Raw genomic sequence first — 22,058 nt, forward strand, 5'->3', positions numbered from 1 at the left:
TGGGACACCCGTGCCTCACATCCGGAACGGCGCGAAGCGGGTCGCGCCGGCGATCGGGGCCGAGTGGACGGCGGAGAGGGCGAGGCCGAGGACCGTGCGGGTGTCGCGGGGGTCGATGACGCCGTCGTCCCACATCCGCCCCGACGCGTAGACGGCGTTGGACTGCGCCTCGACGCCGTCCTCGATCGCCTTGCGCGTCACGCGGTCGGTCGCCTCGTCGTACTCCCGGCCCGCCCGTTCCGCCGAGCGGCGCTGCACCATCGACATGACGCCGGCGAGCTGGGTGCCGCCCATGACCGCGATGCGGTGGTTGGGCCAGGTGAAGACGAAGCGCGGGTCGTAGGCGCGCCCGGACATGCCGTAGTTCCCGGCGCCGTAGGACGCGCCGACCATGAGGGTCAGGTGCGGGACCTCGGAGTTCGACACCGCGTTGATCAGCTTCGCGCCGTCCTTGATGATCCCACCGCGCTCGTAGGCGGAACCGACCATGAACCCCGTGATGTTCTGGACGAACAGCAGCGGGATCGACCGGGCGTTGGCGAGCTGGACGAACTGCGCGCCCTTCTGCGACTCCTCCGAGAACAAGATCCCGTTGTTCGCGAGCACGCCGACCGGGAAGCCGCCGATCGAGCCCCAGCCGCACACGAGCGTCGTGCCGTAGAGCGGCTTGTGCTCGTCGAACCGCGAGCCGTCGAGCACGCGGGCCAGCACGTCGCGCACCTCGACGCTCCGCTTCGCGTCGGACGCCGCGCAGGCCAGCAGCTCCTCGGCCGGGCGGAGCGGTGGGTCCGCCGGCAAGGACGGCCCCGGCCCCGCCTTCCGCCACCCCAGGTCGGCGACGATCCGCCGCCCGATCCGCAGGGCGTCGCGCTCGTCGGCGGCGAGGTGGTCGGCGAGGCCCGACTCGCGCGCGTGCATCTCCGCGCCGCCGAGGGTCTCGTCGTCGACGTCCTCGTTGATCGCCATCTTCACCAGCGGCGGCCCGCCCAGGTAGACGGTCGCCTGCCCGCGCACGAAGACCGTGTACTCGCTCATGCCGGGCATGTACGCGCCGCCCGCGGTCGACGAACCGAAGACCACGGCGATCGTCGGGATCCCCGCCGCCGAGAGCCGCGTCATCTCGCGGAACGTCCGCCCGCCGGGCACGAACAGGTCGGCCTGGCGCGGGAGGTCGGCACCCCCGGACTCGACGAGCGCGACGACCGGGAGCCGGTTGCGCTCGGCGATCTCCAGGGCGCGCAGCTGCTTGGTGACGCCGATCGGGGTGATCGAGCCGCCCTTCACCGTCGGCTCGTTCGCGATCACCATGCACTCGACGCCGCTGACCGCGCCGATCCCCACCACCAGGCCCGCGCCCGGCGTCGTCAGGTCCGGCTCGTGCGCCCCGGCCAGCGCGCCGATCTCGAGGAACGCCGCGTCGGGGTCGAGCAGCAGGTCGACGCGCTCGCGGGCGGTCAGGCGGCCGCGGTCGTGGTGCCGGTCGACGTACTTCGCGCCGCCGGCGGCGAGCACCGTCGCGGCGACCTCGTCGACGCCGGCGAGGGCGTCGAGCATCGCGGCGCGGTCGGCGGCGTACTCCGGGGACGACGGGTCGAGCCGCGACGCCAGGACAGCGGCGGGACTGATGTCGGGAACAAGGCTCATGCCCGCACCGGGTCCTTCCCCGGCGTCCCCGCGAACGCCTGGCCGATGGTCATCCACTCGCGCGCGGCGTCGCCGGTGACGTGGAGGGAGGTGTCGTCGACGTGCACCCGCCGGATCAGCACCAGGCAGAACTCCTCGACGTCGCCGGTGATGGCTTCGCCACGTGAGTGATCCGGGTCGTCCTGGCGACCCACATCGCTCACGTGGGGCTCGCCCCATCGCCACACCTCGCCCGACGGGCCGGTGAGCTCGACGCACACGGGCACCTCGGGCACGTCCAGCGAGCGGACCCGGTAGCCCTGCGCCCGCGCGCGGACCGCGAGGTCGGCGACGTGGCGCAGCCGGTCGGTCGGGGCGAGCCGGGACCCGAGGGCGTCGGCCACGTCGCTGCCGTGCGCCCAGGTCTCCATGATCCGGCTGGTGATCGCCGAGCGCACCGACATCGACGGCCCGTACCAGGGCAGACGCGCCGAGGGGTCGCAGGCGCGCGCGGCGTCGTCGAACGCCCGCGCCGCGTCCTGCCAGTACGCGAGCGCGGCGGGCCCGACCTCCGGGACGTCGGCGAGGGTCCGGTCGACGTAGGTCGCGACGTCGGTGATCGCGTCACGCTCGGCCTCGAACGCCGCCGGCGTCGAGATCGCTCGCGCGAACGCGCCGTCGAACCAGCCGAGGTGGGCGATCTGGTCGCGGACCGTCCAGGGCTCGGCGCGGGTCGGCAGCGTCCACGACGCCCGCGGCAGCTCGCGGACGAGAGACATCACCGCCGCCCGCTCGGCGTCGAGGTCCGCCAGCAGCTCGTCGACCGACGGGCTCATCCGTCGAGCCCCAGCCGGCCCGCCACGACCTCGTTCATGATGTCGTTGGCGCCGCCGCCGATCCCGAGGATCCGCGCGTCGCGGTAGTGGCGCTCGACCTCCACGCCGTGCATGTAGCCCATCCCTCCGTGCAGCTGGACCGCGCGGTCGACGACGGCGTCGCACGCCGCGACCGCGGTGTTCTTGGCCATGGCGAGCTCGGTGACGACGTCCTCGCCGGCCTGCCAGCGGGCGAGGACGTCCCGCACGTAGGTCCGCGCGACCGTCGCCTCGCGCGCCATCTCCGCGATCTGGTGGCGCACCACCTGGCGCTGCGCGAGCGGCGCGCCGAACGTCCGGCGCGCGCGGGCCCAGTCGATCGTCAGGTCGACGCAGCGCTGCGCGGTCGCGTACGCCTGGACGGCCATCGAGAGCCGCTCGGCCGCGAAGTTGACCATGATCTGGCGGAAGCCCGTGCCCTCGGCGCCGACGAGGTTCGCAGCCGGCACCCGCACCCCGTCGAAGCGCAGCTCCGCGGTGTCGCTGCAGTGCCAGCCCATCTTGCGCAGCCGCGAGCGCGACACCCCGGGCCGGTCGGTCTCGATCACCAGCAGCGAGATGCCGCGGTGTCCCTCGCCGCCCGTGCGCACGGCCGTGGTGACGATGTCCGCCCGCGTCCCCGAGGTGATGAACGTCTTCGCGCCGTCGACGACGAAGGCGTCGCCGTCCCGGCGGGCGCGGGTCGTCAGCGCCGCGACGTCGGAGCCGGCCTCCGGCTCGGTGATGCCGAGCGAGGTGATCATCTGCCCGGCGAGGGCGGGCTTGACGAAGCGCGCGATCTGGTCGGGGTCGCCGGCGTTCGCGATGTGCGGGACCCCGATGCCGTGGGTGAACAGGCCCGCGCAGACCCCGCTCGACCCGCCGGAGAGGATCAGCTGCTCGGCGACGAGGCAGGCGTCGAGGTGCTCGCCGACCCCGCCCGCGGCCTCGGGGAAGCCGAGCTCGAGCAGGCCGAGCGCCCCGGCCCGCTCGTGCAGCGCGCGCGGCAGGGCGCCGTCGTCCTCCCACTGCGCGAGATTCGGGACGATCTCGCGCGCGGTGAAGTCGGCGACCAGCTCGCGCAGCGCCCGCCGCTCCGGCGTCGACCACGCGTCGTGCGCGCTGCCGGATGCCGAGCGAAGGGCACCTTCGCTCGATCTATCCGAGCGAAGGTGCCCTTCGCTCGGAACAGGCGCGCCCGTCACCGGCGGACCGCCTCGGCCTGCCCGGCGAACTGCTCGCGCAGGACCCGCTTGAGCAGCTTCCCGGTCGCGTTGCGCGGCAGCTCCCCGACGACCTCGACGCGTCGCGGGGCCTTGAAGTGCGCGATCCGCTCGCGGGCGAAGGCGATCACCTCGTCGGGGTCGATGTCATCCGAGGCCACGACCACCGCCAGCACCGTCTCGCCCCACTGCGCGTCGCCGATCCCGACGACGGCGACGTCGGCGATCGCGGGGTGGCGGTGCAGGACCTGTTCGACCTCGACGGGGTAGACGTTCTCGCCGCCCGTGATGATCATGTCCTTCTTGCGGTCGACGAGCGTCACGAAGCCCTCGGCGTCGCGGACGCCCAGGTCGCCGGAGTGGAACCACCCGTCGCGCATCACCTCGGCGGTGGCCTCCGGACGGTTCCAGTAGCCCGCGAAGACCGTCGGCCCGCGCAGCACCAGCTCCCCGACCTCGCCGACCGCCACGTCCTCGCCCGTCGAGGAGACCAGCCGCGCGTCGACGTGCAGGAACGGCCGCCCGACCGAGCCGGCGTGGGTGAGCACGTCGGCGGCGTCGAGGAAGAGCGCGGCGGGCGAGAGCTCGGTCATCCCGAAGCCCTCGGTGAACGTCCAGCCGAGGCCGGTGAAGTGCTCGATCACCGTGACCGGGCACGGCGCCCCGCCCGAGATCGCCCAGCGCAGCGCGGGCATCGGCGGCAGCGAGGGCAGCCGGGTCAGCGCCGCCCACATCGCGGGCACGAGGAACTGGGTGGTGACGCCCTCGGCGGCCATCAGGTCAGCGAACGCCGCGGGGTCGAACGACGGCACGACGACGACCGTGCCGCCGGCGTAGAGCAGGGGGAGTGCGGAGAGCCCGAGCGCGCCGATGTGGAACAGCGGCGCCGCCGCGATCGTCACGTCGGTGCCGCTGACGCCGGCACCCGCGGTGACCATGTTGATCGCGTTCCACAGCATGTTGTCGTGCGTGAGCACCGCGCCCTTGGGGACGCCCGTGGTGCCCGAGGTGTACATGATCACGCAGGGGTCGTCGCCCGCCGCCGGGTGCGCCGCGACGGTCCCGTCGCCCGGCTCTGCGCCGAGCGCGACGAGCACCGGCGGTGTGTCCAGCTCGTCCAGCGCGCCCTTCGCGAGGGCCTCGAAGGCCACCGAACCCACGAGCACCGTCGCTCCCGAGTCGCGCAGGACGTGCGCGACCTCGGCCGGCGCGAGGCGGTGGTTGACGGGCACGGCCACCGCGCCGATCCGTGCCGCGCCGAAGAGCCACTCGAGGTAGGCGGCAGAGTTCTCGCCGAGCAGGGCGACGCGCGTGCCGGCCCCGACGCCGAGCCCCGCGAGGGCGGCGGCCCGCGCGCTCACGCGCCGGTCGAGGGCGGCGTAGTCGTGGCGGGCGCCGGTGGCGACGTCCACCACGGCCGTCGCGTGCGGGCGGCGTTCCGCCCGTCGCGCGATCCAGTCGGCGATCCCACCGTCCATCGCCGGCTCCTCTCGGTCCTGACCCACGACGCCGTGACGTGCGCTACTCTGCCCGTACGTGCGGTCAGTTTTCAAGGGGGTGCCATGGCCGAGCCGGTGGTGGCCCCGGGCCGTCCTCGCGGCGGTCGGCGCGACGAGATCCTCGCGACGTTCACCCGCCACGTCGCCGAGCGCGGCTACGACCGCGCCAACTTCGGCGACGTCGCCGCCGAGCTCGGGATGAGCAAGGGCACGATCGTCCACCACTTCGGCACCAAGGACCGGATGCTCGCCGAGGTCCAGGAGCGCTACATGGGCCGCCGCCTCGACGAGGCCCACGCGTTCCTCGCCCGGCTCCCGGCGCCCGAGCAGCGGATCGCCGCCTTCGTCCACGCCGGGGTCCGCTACTCCACGCTCGAGCCCGCCACGACCGTCGCGTTCCAGCGGGAGGTCGTGCGCCTCACCGACGAGCCGGGGATGGAGACCGCGCGGGGCCAGCGCGACGCGTACCGGGACCTCGTCGTCGCGGCGCTGCGCGAGGGCGAGGAGGCCGGGGTGTTCGTGCCGGGCGACGCGCGGCTGCGCAGCCTGCAGATGTTCGGCTCGCTGCACTGGATGTGGACGTGGTTCGACCCGCAGGGCCGGATGCCGCCCGAGGACGTCGCCGCCGAGTTCTGCCGGACGCTGCTGCGCGGTCTCGGGGTGCCCGACGACCTGGGTGCCGTTGCGGCCGACCCGCAGGGCCCGGTGGCCCGCTGCGTCGCCGAGGTGTGCGCTCCGCGCTCGTGAGCAGTGTGGACGGTTATCGCCGTCCACACTGCTCACCTGCGCGTCAGCGCACCCGGGTGAACGCGGGGATGACGACAGCGGCGACGGCCAGGTGGGCGATCATCAGGCCAATGCGCGTCGACGCGGTCGCCTCGACGAGGCCGATCGGGGTCATCGAGACGGCGAGGACGCCGACGGCGAGGTAGGTCCACGCGGTGCGGCCCCAGGTGGCGACCCGCTCGAGGACGGCGAGCAGCGCCTAGGCGAGCAGCGCGGTGATGATCGTGGTGCCGACGGCGGCGGGGATGTCGACGCGGGCGGTGCCCAAGGAGTCGGTGATCCAGTAGTCGGCGCCGAGCAGCGCGCCGACGCTCCAGCCGGCGAGCGCCGCCGCGCCGGCCCCGACGACGGCGAGGCCGCGGGTCTTCGCGCGGGACGAGGTGGCGATGGCGGCGGGGGCGGTGATGACGGACATGGTGACCTCCGGGGCGGGGTGTCAGCGGGTTTCTCTGCCCCCAGGTCGAACGGCGGTCACCGCTTTCGACACGCTCCCGGAAAATCTTCTACTCGGGTCCGCCGATGTCTTCCAGCCAGGCCTCGGGGTGGTCGGCGGCGAAGCGCTGCATGAGCGCCGCGCAGTCCGGGTCGTCGAGCACCGCGACCTCGACGCCCAGGTCCGCGAGCCACGCGTGCTGCCCGCCGAAGTTCTCCGCCTCGCCGACGACCAGGCGCGGGATGCGGAACTGGCGGATCAGCCCCGCGCAGAACCAGCACGGCGAGAGCGTCGTGACCATCGTCGTTTCGCGATAGTGGGGCCGGCGCCCGGCGGCGCGGAACGCGGCGGTCTCGCCGTGGGTGGCGGGGTCGCCGTCCTGGATGCGGCGGTTGTGGCCGCGTCCGAGGACCGCTCCGTCGGCGCCGAACAGCGCCGCGCCGACCGGGACACCGCCCGCCGCGGCCCCGGTCCGGGCCTCCTCGAGGGCGACAGCGAGCATGGCGGCGGGAGTCAGCACGCCGCGCACGCTGCCACGACGCAGAATGGATCGCGTGCCCGAGCTGCCCGAGGTCGAGAACGCGCGCCAGGTCGTCGAGAAGGCGCTCGACCGGGTGATCGCGAGCGTCGACGACACCGACGAGTACGTGTGCCGCCCGCACGCCCCCGGCGAGATCGACCGGGCCCTCAAGGGCGGGCGCCTCACCGCAGCGCACCGGCGCGGCAAGACGATGTGGTGCGACACGGTCACCGCCGACGGAGCCGCCGGCCCGCACCTGGGCATCCACCTCGGGATGGGCGGGCGCATCTTCGTCACCGGACCGACGGGCGACGAGGACTCCAGCCTCTACGCCGGCGGCGACCCGCACGTCGGCGGCATGCCGAAGAAGCCCGGCGAGCGGCCCGACAAGCATCCCAAGAATAAGGCGGAGTGGGACCGCTTCCGCATGACGTTCGACGACGGCGGCGAGCTGCGCCTGTTCGACAAGCGCCGTCTCGGGCGCGTGCACCTCGAGCCCGACGTCGACGCGCTCGGCCCGGACGCCGCCGAGATCACGAGGGACGAGTTCCGGGCGCGCGTCGGGAAGGGGATCGTGGCGATCAAGGCGAAGCTGCTCGACCAGTCGGTGCTCGCCGGCGTCGGCAACCTGCTCGCCGACGAGACGCTGTGGGAGGCGAAGCTCTCGCCGTCGCGCCCCGCGGGTGAGCTGTCCACGAAGGAGCTCGACGCCCTGCGCACCACCCTGCGCAAGGCCACCCGCGACGCCATCAAGCGCGGCGGGGTGCACACCGGCGAGGTCATCGCGCACCGCGCGAAGGACGAGACGTGCCCGCGCTGCGGGGCGCCGATGGAGCGCGGCACGGTCGGCGGCCGGACGACGTGGTGGTGCTCGGTGGAGCAGGCCGCCGAAGGACGTACCGACTGAGACCGATCAGCCCCGGGTAACAGTCCGACCGGAACAACGACGTTTCGGAGAGGACGGCGAATGGCGCGCGAACGCAGCGACGAGCCCGAGAACGCGGTACTGCGGGAGGTGTGGCGCGACGTCCTGCGCCGTGACCCCCACCAGGAGTTCTTCCACGCCGACGTCCGCGCGGCGCTGCGCAGCATCGGGCCGGTGCTGGTCGAGCACCCCGAGTACACCGACGTCGTCGGGCGGCTCTGCGAGCCCGAGCGGGTCATCGTCTTCCGGGTGCCGTGGGTCGACGACGCCGGGACCGTGCGGGTCAACCGCGGCTTCCGCGTCCAGTTCAACTCGGCGCTCGGCCCGTACAAGGGCGGCCTGCGGTTCGCGCCGACGGTCGACCTCGACGTCATCAAGTTCCTCGGTTTCGAGCAGGTGTTCAAGAACGCCCTGACCGGCCAGGACATCGGCGGCGGCAAGGGCGGCGCGGACGTCGACCCGAAGACGCTCTCGACGGGCGAGCTCATGCGGTTCTGCCAGTCGTTCGCCACCGAGCTGGCCAGCCACGTCGGCGCGGCCGTGGACGTGCCCGCCGGCGACATGGGCGTCGGGTCCCGCGAGATCGGCTGGATCTACGGCCAGTACCAGCGCCTCATCGGCTACCACGAGCCCGGCGCGTTCACCGGCAAGCCGGCGGTGCTGGGCGGCTCGGCGCTGCGGCCCGAGGCCACCGGGTTCGGCACCGTCTACTTCACCCAGCGGATGCTCGCCGAGCAGGGCCGCGACCTCGACGGCGCCCGCGTCGTCGTCTCCGGCAGCGGCAACGTCGCCCTCTTCGCGATGGACAAGGTGATCGCCTCGGGCGGCACGGTCGTCGGCTGCTCCGACTCGAAGGGGTCGGTCTCCGAGCCCGACGGCATCGACGTCGACCTCCTGCGCGAGATCAAGGGCCAGCGCGGCTCCGTCGCCGACTACGCCGAGAAGCGCTCGACCGCGACGACCTCGGACGGCTCGGCGTTCACCCTGGACTGCGACGTCGCGCTGCCCTGCGCGACGCAGAACGAGATCGGCCCGGAGGAGGCCCGCGCGCTCGTCGAGAACGGGTGCTGGGCGGTCGCCGAGGGCGCGAACGGCCCGGTCACCCCGGAGGCGCGCGAGGTCCTGCGCGAGGCCGGCGTCGTGTTCGGGCCGGGCAAGGCGGCCAACTCGGGCGGCGTCGCCGTGTCCGCGCTGGAGATGCAGCAGAACGCCGGGCGCGAGCGCTGGAGCGGCGAGGACGTCGACGAGCGTCTCCAGACGATCATGAGCGACGCCTTCGACCGGGTCCGCGACGCCGCCGACCGCTACCACGGCGACCCCGCCGATCTCGAGAACGGCGCGAACGCCGCGGGCTTCCTGCGCGTCGCGGAGGCGATGACGAGCCTGGGCGTGGTGTAGCGGCATCGGGTAGACCTCCGGGCATGTCCGTCACCCCGGCTCCCTTCAGCTTCGCCGAGCTCACGCCGACGGCGTTCCTGGACCGCGCCGCCCACGTCTTCGCGACCCGCGACGCGGTCGTCGACGGGGACGCGCGGTTCACCTACGCCGAGTTCGGCGCGCGGTCACGGCGCCTCGCGGGGGCGCTGCACGAGCTGGGCATCGAGCCCGGCGACCGCGTGGCGGCGCTCGCGAGCAACAGCCACGTCATGCTCGAGTGCCACCACGGCGTGCCCTACGCCGGCGCGGTGCTCGTGCCGCTCAACACCCGGCTCTCGGTCGACGAGATCGTCCACATCGTCGAGCACTCCGGGGCGAAGCTGCTGATCGCGACCCGCGAGCTGGTGGCGAACGCGCGGGCCGTGGCGGAGCGGACCGGTGTCCAGCTCGTCGAGGAGGGCGAGCGCTACGAGGGCCTCGTCGCCGACTCCCCGGAGCGCGTCGTCCCCGTCGCCGACGAGCGCGGCCTGCTCGCCATCAACTACACCTCGGGGACCACCGGGCGCCCGAAGGGCGTGATGTACCACCACCGCGGCGCCAACCTCCAGGCGCTCGCGATGGCGTTCCACATGCGCCTCCAGCCGGCCTCGCGCTACCTGTGGACCCTGCCGATGTTCCACTGCGACGGCTGGTGCTTCCCCTGGGCCGTCACCGCGGCGGGCGGGCTGCACGTCTGCCTGCGCACCATCGACGCCGAGGAGATCTGGCGGCTCATCCGCACCGAGGGGGTCACGCACTACTGCGCGGCGCCGACGGTGCTGACGATGATCGCCCACGCCGAGGCGGCCACGGAGGGGCCGGCGCCGGAGCGGGTGACGGTCGCGACCGGCGGCGCCCCGCCCTCGCCGACCCTGCTGGCGCGGATGGACGACCTCGGGATGTCGATCACGCACCTGTACGGCCTCACGGAGACCTACGGGCCGGCGGCGGTCAACGACTGGCACCCCGAGTGGGACGCCCTCGACGCCGACGAGCAGGCCCGGCTCAAGGCGCGCCAGGGCGTCGGCAACGTCGTCGCGCAGCGCCTGCGGGTGCTGTCGGAGGAGGACGGTTCCGACGTGCCGTGGGACGGCGAGACGCTCGGCGAGCTCGTGCTGCGCGGCAACGACGTCATGCTCGGCTACTACCGCGACCCGGAGGCGACCGCGGAGGTGGACGCCGACGGGTGGTTCCGCACCGGCGACCTCGGCGTCATCCACCCCGACGGCTACGTGGAGATCCGCGACAGGAGCAAAGACGTGATCATCTCCGGCGGCGAGAACATCGCGTCGGTCGAGGTCGAGCGGGTCCTCGACAGCCACCCCGCGGTGATCGAGTCCGCGGTCGTCGGCGCGCCCGACGAGCAGTGGGGCGAGATCCCGATCGCGTTCGTGACGGTCTCGCAGGACGTCGAGCCCGACGAGCTCGTGGAGCACGTCCGCGCCCACCTCGCCCGGTTCAAGGCGCCGAAGCGCATCGTCTTCGGCGAGCTCCCGAAGACCTCGACCGGGAAGATCCAGAAGAACGTGCTGCGGTCTCGGTCGGAGTCCTGACGATCACGGCGCCTACCGTGGCGGCGTGACCCCGCTGCCCTACGGCTCCTGGCCGACCCCGATCACGTCCGAGCGCGTCGTCGCCGCCGCGGTGCGCCTCGACGACGTCCGGCCCGACGGGGTCGGCGGCGTCGTCTGGGGCGAGGGCCGCGCGGCGGAGGGCGGGCGCACGCAGCTGGTCCGCCGGGACGCCGAGGGCACGGTCACCGACCTGCTGGGCGACGGCGCCAACGCCCGCACCGCGGTGCACGAGTACGGCGGCGGCGCGTGGTGGGTCCATCAGGGCGTGGTCTTCTACGTGGACTGGGCCGACCAGCGCCTGCGTCGTCTCGACGACGGCGAGGTCACCGTGCTCACCCCGGAGCCCGCCGCCCCGCGCGGCGACCGGTACGCCGACGGCGACGTCGCCCCGGACGGCAGCTGGCTCGTCTGCGTCCGCGAGCACCACCCGCGCGAGGGCGCGCCGGCCACCGAGGTGGTCAACGAGATCGTGCGCCTCGACGCGCGGGCGCCGGGCGAGCCCGAGGTGCTCGTGAGCGGCCCGGACTTCGTCGCCGCCCCGCGCCTGTCGCCGGACGCGTCCCGGCTGGCCTGGGTGTCGTGGGACCACCCGTCGATGCCGTGGGACGACACCGTCCTCACCGTCCGGGACCTCGCGACCGGCACCGAGACCGTCGTCGCGGGCGGGCCCGGTGAGTCGGTCGGCGAGCCGGTCTGGCAGGCCGACGGCTCCCTGCACTTCCTGTCCGACCGCACGGGCTGGTGGAACCTCTACCGATGGGACGGCTCCGTCGAGCCGCTCGTCGTGATGGCCGCCGAGATCGGCCTGCCCGCCTGGCAGCTCGCCGGCGCGCGTCACGCCACCGTCGGTGACTCCGTGGTGTTCGCCCGCTCCTCCCAGGGCTTCGATGCGCTCGCCGTCCGCACCGCCGACGGCGCGGTCACGGAGCTCGACACCCCGTTCACCGCGATCCGGTCGGTGCGCGCGGACGGGGACGCCGTCGTCTGCGTCGCGGGCTCGCCGACCGCCGAGGCCGGGGTGCACCGCGTGACGCTCGACGGCACCGTCACCACGCTGCGCGAGGCCCGCGACCTCGGTCTCGACCCGGCGACGATCTCGGTCCCGGAGCCGATGACGTTCGCCTCGGTCGACGGGGAGGGAAGGGCCCGTGACGCGCACGCGCTGTACTACCCGCCGGCGGGAGAGGGGCCCGACGGCGAGCGCCCGCCGCTGCTCGTCGTCATCCACGGCGGCCCCACGGGGCAGGCCAGCCCGGTGCTCGCGCTGGGCTTGCAGTACTGGACGAGCCGGGGCTTCGGGGTGGTCGACGTCGACTACGGCGGCTCCACCGGCTACGGCCGCGCCTACCGCGAGCAGCTGCAGGGCGCCTGGGGGATCGTCGACGTCGCCGACTGCCTGGCCGCGGCCCGCGCGCTCGCCGACGCCGGCCGCGTCGATCCCGAGCGGCTGGCCATCCGGGGCGGCTCGGCGGGCGGGTTCACGACGCTCGCCGCGCTCGCCCGCGACGACACCCCGTTCTCCGCGGGCGCCGACCACTTCGGTGTCGCCGACCTCGAGGCGCTGGCGGCCGACACCCACAAGTTCGAGTCGCGCTACCTCGACGGGCTCGTCGGCCCGTACCCGCAGGCCCGCGACGTCTACGTCGAGCGCTCGCCGATCACGCACGTCGAGCGCTTCGCGACGCCGCTGATCGTGCTGCAGGGCGACGAGGACGCGATCGTCCCGCCGAACCAGTCGGAGATGATCGTCGACGCGCTGCGTGCCCGGCGCGTGCCCGTCGCCTACCTGCTCTTCGCCGGCGAGCAGCACGGCTTCCGCAAGGCGGAGAACATCCGCCGCGCCCTCGACGCCGAGCTCGCGTTCTACGCCGAGATGTTCGGGTTCGCGCTCCCGGCCGACGAGGGCATCGACCCCGTACCGATCGAGCGCGGATGACCGGTGTCCGCTTCCGTCCCGGACGCCCGCCGTGCACAGTGAGGAGTGTCACTGCGCGTAAGGAGGGATCGCCATGGCGACCTCACGACTGGGCCGCTTCTTCGGGCGTGGCCGTGACCAGCAGGCGGACGACACCGCACCGCCCGCCTACACCGGCGTCGGTGCGCCGCGCCCCTACGACCCGCCGCCGGGCGCGCCCGGGCACGGCATCGGCGGCTACGGCGCGTCCGCGCCGCGCCCGCCCGTCGGGGTCGTGACGCGGGCGCAGTACGACGAGGCCGTGCGCAAGCGGCGCGAGGCCGACCAGCACGTCGAGTGGTTCGAGCGGTTCGACGCGAAGCTCAGCGAGCAGATCCACCACGCCACCGAGGAGGGGCGGACCGACTACGTCCGCGAGCTGCTCTCCCGGCAGCGCGCGGTCCGCGCCCGCCTCGAGGAGGCCGAGATGCGGCGCAACCGGCTGCGCGACGTCGAGGAGCAGCTCGGGGTCGCGACCCGCTAGCGCTGGGTGTGCGGCACGACGTAGACGGCGGTGCCGTACGCGGCGATCTCGCTCGCGGTCTGGGCGATCTCGTTGCAGTCGAAGCGCAGCGCGAGGACCGCGTTGGCGCCGAACGCCATCGCCTCCTCCGAGAGCCGCCCGAGCGCCTCGTGCCGCGAGTCCGACAGCAGCTTCGAGAGGCCCTTGAGCTCGCCGCCGGCCATCGCCTTGAAGCCCGCGCCCATGGTCGAGAACATGTTCCGGCTACGGACGGTGAGACCGAAGACCTCGCCGTACACGCGGACGACCTCGTAGCCGGGGAGGTCGTTCATGGTCGAGAGCAGGATCGGGTAGCGCTGGCCCTGGAACTGCCCCGGGTGCTGGCCGTGCTGCTGCGGCTGGTTCACAGGCGCGGAGCGTAGCGGCGGACGGCGTAGCGCGGTGCGACTTCTCGGGGGCTTGTCGCCGGTCAGACAGGGTGCGCGTGCAGTGCCGCCCGGGTCATCGTGGTGAGGATGCCGGCGGCGACGTCCGCGCCGGTGTGCGTGGTGCTGCGCGGGGTCGAGTTCATCAGCCCGAACGCCGCGTGCGCCGCCACGCGGGCCGCCTCGTCACTGCCGGCGAGCCCGGCCCGGACGAGCGCGCCGACCCAGATCTCGACGTAGGCGCGCTGCAGGCCGCGCACCCGGCGGCGCGCGTCGTCGGGGAGGTTGGCGAGGTCGCGGTCCTGCACGGTGATCAGCTCGGGCTGGCGCAGCGCGAAGTCGGTGTGGAAAGCGATCAGCGCGTCGAGCAGGTCGACCGGGTCGGTGTGCTCGGCCGCGCGCTCCTGCCCGCCGGCCAGCAGGTGCTCGCTGATGCCGACCAGCATCTCGGCGAGCAGCCCCTCCTTGGACGGGAAGTGCCGGTACAGCGCCGGCCCGCTGACCCCGACGGCCGCGCCGATCCCGTCGATGGACACGCCGTGGAACCCGTGCCGGGCGAACAGGCGCGCGGCCTCGGTGAGGATCTGCTCGCGGCGGGACGTGGTGACCGGCACCCTCGGCACACTAGCGCCTCTTGCCAGGCGACGTGAACGGTCGCTAACGTGAATGAGCGTTAACGTGACCGAAGGAGGTCGAGCGTGGCCGCGCCCACCACCGATGTAGCGACCGGGCACCGGGAGCTCGTCGCCGACCTGCGCGAGCGGCTCGCGACCGCGCGGCTCGGCGGCCCGGAGCGCTCGCGCCAGCGCCACGTCGAGCGCGGCAAGCTGCTCCCGCGCGACCGCGTCGACGCGCTGCTGGACCCGTCGAGCCCGTTCCTCGAGCTCTCGCCGCTGGCCGCCACCGGCATGTACGGCGACGCCGCGCCGGGCGCCGGGATCATCACCGGCATCGGGCGCATCGCCGGGCGCGAGTGCGTCGTCGTCGCCAACGACGCCACCGTCAAGGGCGGCACCTACTACCCGATGACGGTGAAGAAGCACCTGCGCGCCCAGGAGGTGGCGCTGCACAACAAGCTGCCGTGCATATACCTCGTCGACTCCGGCGGCGCGTTCCTCCCCGAGCAGGACCAGGTCTTCCCCGACCGCGAGCACTTCGGGCGCATCTTCTACAACCAGGCGACGATGTCGGGGCTCGGCATCCCGCAGATCGCCGCGGTGCTGGGCTCCTGCACCGCCGGCGGGGCGTACGTCCCGGCGATGAGCGACGAGGCGATCATCGTGCGCGACCAGGGCACGATCTTCCTCGGCGGCCCGCCGCTGGTGAAGGCGGCGACGGGCGAGGAGGTCACCGCCGAGGAGCTGGGCGGCGGCGTCCTGCACGCACGCACCTCCGGGGTTGTCGACCACCTCGCCGACGACGACGCCCACGCCCTGTCGATGGTCCGCGACATCGTCGACACGTTCGGGCCCCGCCCCGCCGCGCCGTGGGAGCGCCGGCCGACGGTCGAGCCCGAGCACGACCAGACCGAGCTCTACGACGTCGTCCCCGTCGACGGGCGCACCGCCTACGACGTGCACGAGGTGATCACCCGCCTCGTCGACGGCAGCGCCTTCACCCCGTTCAAGCCCGACTACGGCACGACGCTCGTCACCGGCTTCGCGCGCCTGCACGGACACCCCGTCGGCATCGTCGCCAACAACGGGGTGCTCTTCCGCGAGTCGGCGCTCAAGGGCGCGCACTTCGTCGAGCTCTGCGACCAGCGCGGCATCCCGCTGGTGTTCCTGCAGAACATCACCGGGTTCATGGTCGGCCGCGAGTACGAGGCGGGCGGCATCGCCAAGGACGGCGCCAAGATGGTCACCGCCGTCGCCACCACGCGCGTGCCGAAGCTGACCGTCGTCATCGGCGGCTCCTACGGCGCCGGCAACTACGCGATGAGCGGGCGGGCCTACTCGCCGCGCTTCCTGTGGATGTGGCCGAACGCGCGCATCAGCGTCATGGGCGCCGAGCAGGCCGCGACGGTGCTCGGGACGGTCGGTTCCAGTGACGCCGAGGGCGTGCGCGAGCAGTACGAGCACCAGGGCCACCCCTACTACTCCACCGCGCGCCTGTGGGACGACGGCGTCATCGATCCCGCCGACACCCGCACCGTCCTCGGCCTCGCGCTCTCCGCCTGTGCCAACGCCCCCCTCGACGCGCCGCACTTCGGCGTCTTCCGGATGTGAGGGTCACCGTGTTCTCGAGCGTGCTGATCGCCAACCGCGGCGAGATCGCCGTGCGGATCACCCGGACCCTGCACGCGCGGGGCCTGCGGGCCGTCGCGGTGTACACCGACCCCGACGCCGGCGCCCCGCACGTGGCGGCCGCCGACGTCGCCGTCCGCGTGCCCGACTACCTCGACGGCGCCGCGATCATCGAGGCCGGCCGCGCGGTCGGCGCGCAGGCCGTGCACCCCGGCTACGGCTTCCTCGCCGAGAACGCCGCGTTCGCCCGGCAGGTCACCGACGCGGGGCTGACGTGGATCGGCCCGCCGCCCGCGGCCATCGAGGCGATGGGCGACAAGATCCGCGCCAAGGCCACCGTGGGCCCGGCCGGCGTCCCGCTGGTGCCGGGGTCCGACGGATCGGGGCTCTCCGACGAGCAGGTGGCGGCGGAGGCCCGGCGCATCGGCTTCCCCGTGCTGCTCAAGCCCAGCGCCGGGGGCGGCGGCAAGGGCATGCACGTGGTCGAGCGTTCCGAGGATCTCGAGGCGGCCATCGGCGCGGCGCGGCGCGAGGCGCGGGGGAGCTTCGGCGACGACACGCTGCTCGTCGAGCGCTACGTCACCGACCCCCGCCACGTCGAGATCCAGGTGCTCGCCGACGCCCACGGCACCGTCGTGCACCTCGGCGAGCGCGAGTGCTCGCTGCAGCGCCGGCACCAGAAGGTCGTCGAGGAGGCGCCGTCGGCGGTGCTCGACGCGACCCAGCGCCACGCCATGGGGCAGGCCGCGGTCGAGGCCGCGCGCGCCTGCGGCTACGTCGGCGCCGGGACCGTCGAGTTCGTGACGAACGCCGACGCGAGCGAGTTCTTCTTCCTCGAGATGAACACCCGCCTGCAGGTCGAGCACCCGGTGACCGAGGAGGTCGTCCGCGTGCGCAGCGGGCGGCTCGACCTCGTCGCCGAGCAGCTGCGCGTCGCCGCGGGCGAGGAGCTGGGCTACGACCAGGGCGACGTGACGCTCGAGGGCCACGCCGTCGAGGTCCGCCTCTACGCCGAGGACCCCTCGCGCGGCTTCCTGCCCACCGGCGGGCGCATCCTCGACCTGGTCTGGCCGACCGGCGCCAGGGTGGACGCCGGGGTCGCGGCGGGCACCGAGGTCGGGTCCCGCTACGACCCGATGCTCGCGAAGATCATCACCTGGGGTCGCGACCGGGCGAGCGCGCTCGACCGCCTCGACGCCGCGCTCGCGGGCACCACCGTGCTCGGCGTGCGCACCAACCTCGCCTGGCTGCGCACGCTCCTCGCCGACGACGACGTGCGCGCCGGGCGGCTCGACACCGGGCTGATCGCGCGCCTGCCCGTCCCCGCCGAGGACCTCCCCGACGACGTCCTCGCCGCGGCGGCGCTGGCGGGCCTGCTGGACCTGGCCGAGCGCTCGTCCGGCGACGACCCGTTCGACCGTGTCGGCGGCTGGCGCCTCGGCGCCGACCCCGCCCCCGCGCGCTGGCGCGTCGTGCCCGCGGCCGGCGCGACGGGCGACCCGGTGGACGTCGCCGTGGCCGGGCCCCCGGAGGACGCCGTCGTCACCATCGGCGCCGAGGGGACCCCGCGCCCGGCGTCGGGTCGCCGCGACGGCGCCGACGTCGTCCTGACGCTCGACGGCGCCACGCGGAGGTTCCGGGTGGCGACCGCCGACGGCGTCCGCTGGCTCGGCCGCGAGGGCGGCGTGTGGGCGCTGCGCGAGCAGGAGCGTCTGCGCGCCGCCCGGACGGCCGCCGGCGGCGGCCAGGACGGCCCCCTCACCGCGCCGATGCCCGGCACGGTCACCGCCGTGGAGGTCGCCGAGGGCGACCACGTCACCGCAGGCCAGCGACTCGTCGTCGTCGAGGCCATGAAGATGGAGCACGTGGTGTCGGCACCCGTCGACGGCGTCGTGAAGGACCTGGCCGCGAAGGCCGGGGCCGCCGTCGCCCTCGACGCGCCCCTGGTCACCGTCGTGCCCGACTCAGGAGAATGATCATGCAGCTGTCGGACGAGCACGAGGCCCTGCGCGCCACCGTCGAGGAGTTCGCGCAGAAGGAGGTCGCGCCGGTCATCGGCGAGTACTACATCAAGGAGAAGTTCCCGTACGACCTCGTCGCGCAGATGGGCGAGATGGGACTGTTCGGCCTGCCGGTCCCCGAGGAGTACGACGGCATGGGCGGCGACTACGTCGCGCTGTGCGTCGCCCTCGAGGAGCTCGGGCGCGTCGACCAGTCGGTGGCGATCACGCTCGAGGCGGGCGTGTCCCTGGGGATCATGCCGCTGCTGCGGTTCGGTTCCGACGAGCAGAAGGGCCGCTGGCTGCCCGACCTCGCCACCGGCCGCCACCTCGGCGGGTTCGGGCTGACCGAGGCCGGCGGCGGATCCGACGCCGGCGCCACGCGCACCACCGCGAAGCTCGACGGCGACCACTGGGTGATCAACGGGACGAAGGCGTTCATCACGAACTCCGGCACGGACATCACGTCGCTGGTGACGGTCACGGCGGTGACGGACAAGCAGAGCGACGGCAAGAAGGAGATCTCGGCGATCCTCGTCCCCTCCGGGACCCCGGGCTTCACCGTCGCGCCCAGCTACTCGAAGGTCGGCTGGAACGCCTCGGACACCCACGAGCTCTCGTTCGACGACGTCCGGGTCCCGGCCGAGAACCTCGTCGGGACGCGGGGCCGCGGCTACGCCCAGTTCCTCTCGATCCTCGACGAGGGCCGCGTCGCCATCGCCGCGCTCTCGACCGGCGCCGCCCAGGGCTGCGTCGACGAGTCCCTGCGCTACGCCCGCGAGCGCGAGGCGTTCGGCCACGCGATCGGGAGCTACCAGGGCATCCAGTTCAAGATCGCCGAGATGGAGGCGCGCACCGTCTGCGCCCGCCTGGCCTGGCACGACGCGGCGGAGAAGATGGCCGCCGGGCAGCCGTTCAAGAAGGAGGCGGCGGTCGCGAAGCTCGTGAGCTCCAACGCCGCGATGGACAACGCCCGCGACGCCACCCAGATCTTCGGTGGCTACGGCTTCATGAACGAGTACCCGGTGGCCCGGCACTACCGCGACTCCAAGATCCTGGAGATCGGCGAGGGCACCAGCGAGGTCCAGAAGATCCTCATCGCGCGGCACCTGGGCATGTGATGGCTTCGCCACGTGAGTGATCTGGGTCGTCCTGGCGACCCAGATCACTCACGTGCGCCGGAGGCGCCTCTCCCGCAGCGCCAGGAACAGCGGGAACGTGAACGCCACCGCGAGCACGAAGCTCAGCACCACGAGGAGCACGGTCACGACCGGGCGGAAGCCCAGCCGGCGGCCCTCGACGACCATCACGATGCAGGCCGCGACGGCCATGACGATGATGTCGACGGCGGCCGAGCTGCTCGCGGCGTTGGCGAACCAGCCGCCGACGTAGTCGCCGCCGCCGGCCGCGAAGAACGCCAGGTTGAAGTACCAGGTCCCGATCAGACCGATCACCGAGAGCGCCGCGTAGACGGCGACGAGGACGGGGCTGCCGGTGCGGGCGGGCGTGAGCGTGGTCATCGGGGCTCCAGGACGCGATCGGCGGTGGCGCGGAGGCGGGTGCCGCCGCGCAGGACGAGCAGGGTCGCGACGCCCGTCGCGGCGACGAGGACGGCCGCGGCGCCGAGGGTGAGGCCGTCGGGGGCGATCAGCGGCTGGCCGCGCAGGGCCTGGCCGGTCAACAGCACCGTCAGCCCGGTCCAGGCCGCACCGGCGACGCCGACCAGGCGGGCGCGCACCCGCGCGTCGCGCAGCACCGCCACGCGCGCGGCGAGCAGGGTCAGGCCGATCACCAGCAGGGGCAGTCCCTGCAGCGCGTGCAGCCCGACGAAGTGGGCGATGCGCAGGTCGCCGCCCGTGGTGCTCCACCCGACCAGCGGCAGGCCGGGCCCGCCGTCGGGGACGTCGACGGCGTGGGCGCCGACGGTAGGCATCGCTCCCGTCGCCTGCGCCCCCGCGACCTGGGCGCCGGTCGGGCTCGTCATGAGGAACGCGACGGCCATGCCCAGCAGGGTCACGAACAGCCCGAGGCGCACGGCCCACGCGGTGTCGACCGCGAGGCTGCGCTCGCGCAGCAGGATCACGCCGACTCCGGCCGTGGCGAGCCAGAGGATCACGATGGTCGTGCCCATGACGCTCCACACGGCCGTGTCGAGCGTCGTCGCGACGTTGAAGTGGCTCGCCCGGCCGCGGACGACTTGACCGACGATGGCGATCATCTCGATGGTCCCGGCGGCCGCGACGACGACGCCGGCGCGGCGGGCCCAGCGGCGCGTCCGCGGGACCGACACCAGGGAGATCATCCAGATCAGGGTGGCGGAGTAGAGGACGAAGCTGACCGAGAACTTCAGCGGCTTGGCCCAGATGGGCTGGCCGCCGAGGAGGCGGGGGTCGAGCACGAGCCCGACGAGGCACACGACCGCGAGGGCGGCCATGGCGACACAGAACACGGCGAGGGAACGCGAGTCCCGGGCCGTTGATCGGATAGTGACGCTGTCCATAATTGGAGAGTAGAACTATCCGAGTCGGACGTCCAGAGGGGAGAGCGATGCGGATCGGGGATCTGAGCCGCGAGACGGGCGTGAGCGTCGCGTCGATCAAGTACTACCTGCGCGAGGGCCTCCTGCCGCCCGGCGAGCGGACCAGCCCGAACCAGGCGCGCTACGACGCGGCGCACGCCCGGCGCCTGCGCCTCATCCGCGCGCTCGTGGACGTCGGGGGCCTGTCGATCGCGGGCACCCGCGACGTGCTGTCGGCCGTGGACGACCCCGCGGTGTCCCTGCACGACGCGCTCGGCACGGCGCAGGCGGCGGTGATGGCCCGCACCGAGCCGGTCGAGGACGAGGCCACCACGCGCGCCGAGCAGACCGTCGCGGACCTCGTCGAGCGCCGCGGCTGGGTCGCGAGCGAGCGGAACCCCGGCTACCGGACGGCCGTGGACGTGCTCGCGGCCCTCGAGCGCCTCGGCGGCGAGCGGGTCGCCGGGCTGCTCGACGTCTACGCGGAGGCGATGGACGGTGTCGCGGCGCACGAGGTGGCGGCGGTCGTCGACACCGAGGACCGCGAGCGGTCGGTCGAGCGGGTCGTCGTGGGGATCGCGCTCGGCGGCGCGCTGATGGCGGCGCTGCGCGGGATGGCCGAGGCGACGGTGTCGGCGCGCCGGTCCGGCCTCGCGCCCGACCCGGCGGGCGTCACCGGGTCGGGCTAGCGTCCGCGGCCATGGCAGCTCGGATCGACTTCCCGTCCCGCATCGGCGTCTGGTGGACCAGCGACAGCTGGCCGATCCAGGAGGCGCAGCAGGCCGCCCGCGACATCGAGGCGATGGGGTACGGCTCGCTGTTCTACGGCGAGGCCTACGGCAAGGAGACGCTGACCCAGGCGGGCGCGTTCCTCGCCGCCACCGACCGGCTCGTCATCGGCACCGGCATCGCCAACATCCACGCCCGCGACCCCATCGCCGCCGAGAGCGGCGGGCGCACGCTCACCGCGCTGCACCCGGGCCGCTTCGTCCTCGGGCTCGGCGTGAGCCACGCCCCGCTGGTCGAGCGCGGGCGCGGCGGCACCTACCAGAAGCCGCTGGCCACGATGCGCGACTACCTGCAGCGCATGGCCGCCGTCCCCGAGCAGGTCGAGCCCGGCGTCGGGCGCCCGGCCCGGCTGGTCGCGGCGCTCGGCCCCAAGATGATCGAGCTCGCGGGCGCCGAGACCGACGGCGTGCACCCCTACCTCGTCACCCCGGAGCAGACCCGCGTGACGCGCGAGGCCCTTGGCCCCGACAAGTGGGTCGTGTCCGAGCAGGCGGTCGCGGTCGGCGACGACCCCGACGACGCGATGAGCCGGGCGCACAGCCACCTCGAGATCTACTCGGGTCTGCCGAACTACCGGAACTCGTGGCTGCGCCAGGGCTTCGAGGAGTCCGACATGCCGCGCGGCGGCTCGGACCGGCTCAAGAAGGCGCTGGTCGGGATGGGCGACATCGACACGGTCGCCGCGTCGGTGACCGCGCACCTCGACGCCGGCGCCGACCACGTCCTCGTCCAGGCCCTGCGCGGGAACCCCATGGCCGACCCCCGCGACGACCTCCGCGAGCTGGCCCGCGCCCTGGGTATGTGAGCGAA

General features: G+C 73.8%; 22 protein-coding genes. 11 read left to right on the forward strand and 11 right to left on the reverse strand.

Going from position 1 to position 22,058, the window contains the following annotated elements; all coding sequences use genetic code 11:
- Nucleotides 1-15: 15 nt before the first annotated feature.
- The 4 genes from EV188_RS22540 to EV188_RS22555 are packed head-to-tail and all read right to left on the reverse strand — an operon-like array spanning nt 16 to nt 5,178.
- The gene (locus EV188_RS22540) at nt 16-1,644 is read right to left on the reverse strand and encodes an acyl-CoA carboxylase subunit beta (RefSeq protein WP_133828545.1); all 1,629 of its coding nucleotides are present in this window, start codon (nt 1,642-1,644) and stop codon (nt 16-18) included.
- Nucleotides 1,641-2,459, reverse strand: a complete 819-nt coding sequence (locus EV188_RS22545) for a TIGR03084 family metal-binding protein (protein ID WP_133828546.1) — start codon at nt 2,457-2,459, stop codon at nt 1,641-1,643. The genes EV188_RS22540 and EV188_RS22545 overlap by 4 nt, the downstream gene beginning before the upstream one ends.
- Nucleotides 2,456-3,682 carry an acyl-CoA dehydrogenase family protein gene (locus tag EV188_RS22550; protein ID WP_133828547.1) on the reverse strand — a complete coding sequence of 409 codons (1,227 nt, stop codon included), beginning with the start codon at nt 3,680-3,682 and terminating at the stop codon, nt 2,456-2,458. Before EV188_RS22550 ends, EV188_RS22545 begins: the two co-directional genes overlap by 4 nt.
- On the reverse strand, nt 3,679-5,178 hold the full coding sequence (locus EV188_RS22555) for an acyl-CoA synthetase (RefSeq protein WP_133828548.1): 1,500 nt from the start codon (nt 5,176-5,178) through the stop codon (nt 3,679-3,681). The genes EV188_RS22550 and EV188_RS22555 overlap by 4 nt, the downstream gene beginning before the upstream one ends.
- 84 nt (nt 5,179-5,262) lie before the next feature.
- Between EV188_RS22555 and EV188_RS22560 the strand changes: the two genes are divergently transcribed.
- Entirely contained in the window at nt 5,263-5,946 is a 684-nt protein-coding gene (locus EV188_RS22560) for a TetR/AcrR family transcriptional regulator (RefSeq protein ID WP_133828549.1), read from the forward strand.
- A 43-nt stretch (nt 5,947-5,989) separates the two neighbouring features.
- Here the strand turns inward: EV188_RS22560 and EV188_RS32750 are convergent, their stop codons facing one another.
- From EV188_RS32750 to EV188_RS22570, 3 genes are all read right to left on the reverse strand, one after another.
- Nucleotides 5,990-6,181: a DUF6069 family protein gene (locus EV188_RS32750; RefSeq protein WP_243741927.1), complete on the reverse strand. Its 192-nt coding sequence runs from the start codon at nt 6,179-6,181 to the stop codon at nt 5,990-5,992.
- Between the two features lie 3 nt (nt 6,182-6,184).
- Nucleotides 6,185-6,400 carry a hypothetical protein gene (locus tag EV188_RS22565; protein ID WP_133828550.1) on the reverse strand — a complete coding sequence of 72 codons (216 nt, stop codon included), beginning with the start codon at nt 6,398-6,400 and terminating at the stop codon, nt 6,185-6,187.
- An 88-nt stretch (nt 6,401-6,488) separates the two neighbouring features.
- Nucleotides 6,489-6,920: a nucleoside deaminase gene (locus EV188_RS22570; RefSeq protein WP_133828623.1), complete on the reverse strand. Its 432-nt coding sequence runs from the start codon at nt 6,918-6,920 to the stop codon at nt 6,489-6,491.
- Between the two features lie 52 nt (nt 6,921-6,972).
- Here EV188_RS22570 and EV188_RS22575 point away from each other — a divergent pair, with 52 nt between their 5' ends.
- From EV188_RS22575 to EV188_RS22595, 5 genes are all read left to right on the forward strand, one after another.
- Nucleotides 6,973-7,845: an Fpg/Nei family DNA glycosylase gene (locus EV188_RS22575; protein ID WP_133828551.1), complete on the forward strand. Its 873-nt coding sequence runs from the start codon at nt 6,973-6,975 to the stop codon at nt 7,843-7,845.
- Between the two features lie 60 nt (nt 7,846-7,905).
- Nucleotides 7,906-9,261 carry an NADP-specific glutamate dehydrogenase gene (gene gdhA, locus EV188_RS22580; RefSeq protein ID WP_133828552.1) on the forward strand — a complete coding sequence of 452 codons (1,356 nt, stop codon included), beginning with the start codon at nt 7,906-7,908 and terminating at the stop codon, nt 9,259-9,261.
- 23 nt (nt 9,262-9,284) lie between these two features.
- Entirely contained in the window at nt 9,285-10,832 is a 1,548-nt protein-coding gene (locus tag EV188_RS22585) for an acyl--CoA ligase family protein (protein ID WP_133828553.1), read from the forward strand.
- Between the two features lie 25 nt (nt 10,833-10,857).
- Entirely contained in the window at nt 10,858-12,789 is a 1,932-nt protein-coding gene (locus EV188_RS22590; RefSeq protein WP_133828554.1) for a S9 family peptidase, read from the forward strand.
- Between the two features lie 73 nt (nt 12,790-12,862).
- Complete coding sequence (locus tag EV188_RS22595) at nt 12,863-13,291, forward strand: hypothetical protein (protein WP_133828555.1); 429 nt, start codon at nt 12,863-12,865, stop codon at nt 13,289-13,291.
- Here EV188_RS22595 and EV188_RS22600 read toward each other — a convergent pair.
- Together EV188_RS22600 and EV188_RS22605 are read right to left on the reverse strand one after the other, a co-directional pair.
- Nucleotides 13,288-13,677, reverse strand: coding sequence for a YbjQ family protein (locus tag EV188_RS22600; protein ID WP_243741915.1), 390 nt, complete (start codon nt 13,675-13,677; stop codon nt 13,288-13,290). The genes EV188_RS22595 and EV188_RS22600 overlap by 4 nt on opposite strands.
- A gap of 62 nt (nt 13,678-13,739) precedes the next feature.
- Nucleotides 13,740-14,309 carry an SACE_7040 family transcriptional regulator gene (locus EV188_RS22605; RefSeq protein WP_243741916.1) on the reverse strand — a complete coding sequence of 190 codons (570 nt, stop codon included), beginning with the start codon at nt 14,307-14,309 and terminating at the stop codon, nt 13,740-13,742.
- Between the two features lie 84 nt (nt 14,310-14,393).
- Here EV188_RS22605 and EV188_RS22610 point away from each other — a divergent pair, with 84 nt between their 5' ends.
- Genes EV188_RS22610 through EV188_RS22620 form a run of 3 tightly spaced genes read left to right on the forward strand, consistent with a single transcriptional unit; the run spans nt 14,394 to nt 19,062 of the window.
- The gene (locus tag EV188_RS22610) at nt 14,394-15,923 is read left to right on the forward strand and encodes a carboxyl transferase domain-containing protein (RefSeq protein ID WP_133828556.1); all 1,530 of its coding nucleotides are present in this window, start codon (nt 14,394-14,396) and stop codon (nt 15,921-15,923) included.
- Nucleotides 15,924-15,931: 8 nt separating this feature from the next.
- The gene (locus EV188_RS22615; protein WP_133828557.1) at nt 15,932-17,917 is read left to right on the forward strand and encodes an ATP-binding protein; all 1,986 of its coding nucleotides are present in this window, start codon (nt 15,932-15,934) and stop codon (nt 17,915-17,917) included.
- Nucleotides 17,914-19,062 carry an acyl-CoA dehydrogenase family protein gene (locus tag EV188_RS22620; protein WP_133828558.1) on the forward strand — a complete coding sequence of 383 codons (1,149 nt, stop codon included), beginning with the start codon at nt 17,914-17,916 and terminating at the stop codon, nt 19,060-19,062. The genes EV188_RS22615 and EV188_RS22620 overlap by 4 nt, the downstream gene beginning before the upstream one ends.
- Before the next feature lie 48 nt (nt 19,063-19,110).
- On the opposite strand, the gene EV188_RS22625 is transcribed toward EV188_RS22620, so the two are convergent.
- Nucleotides 19,111-19,461 (reverse strand): DUF2834 domain-containing protein, encoded by a 351-nt coding sequence (locus tag EV188_RS22625; RefSeq protein WP_133828559.1) that lies wholly within the window; start codon nt 19,459-19,461, stop codon nt 19,111-19,113.
- A complete protein-coding gene (locus EV188_RS22630; RefSeq protein WP_208114340.1) occupies nt 19,458-20,375 on the reverse strand; it encodes a hypothetical protein in 918 nt (305 codons plus the stop codon). Before EV188_RS22630 ends, EV188_RS22625 begins: the two co-directional genes overlap by 4 nt.
- Before the next feature lie 113 nt (nt 20,376-20,488).
- Here EV188_RS22630 and EV188_RS22635 point away from each other — a divergent pair, with 113 nt between their 5' ends.
- On the forward strand, nt 20,489-21,148 hold the full coding sequence (locus EV188_RS22635; RefSeq protein ID WP_133828560.1) for a MerR family transcriptional regulator: 660 nt from the start codon (nt 20,489-20,491) through the stop codon (nt 21,146-21,148).
- A gap of 11 nt (nt 21,149-21,159) precedes the next feature.
- Complete coding sequence (locus EV188_RS22640; protein WP_133828561.1) at nt 21,160-22,053, forward strand: LLM class F420-dependent oxidoreductase; 894 nt, start codon at nt 21,160-21,162, stop codon at nt 22,051-22,053.
- Nucleotides 22,054-22,058: the final 5 nt, after the last annotated feature.

Source organism: Actinomycetospora succinea (assembly GCF_004363095.1).
In the GTDB taxonomy this organism is placed as follows: Bacteria; Actinomycetota; Actinomycetes; order Mycobacteriales; family Pseudonocardiaceae; genus Actinomycetospora; species Actinomycetospora succinea.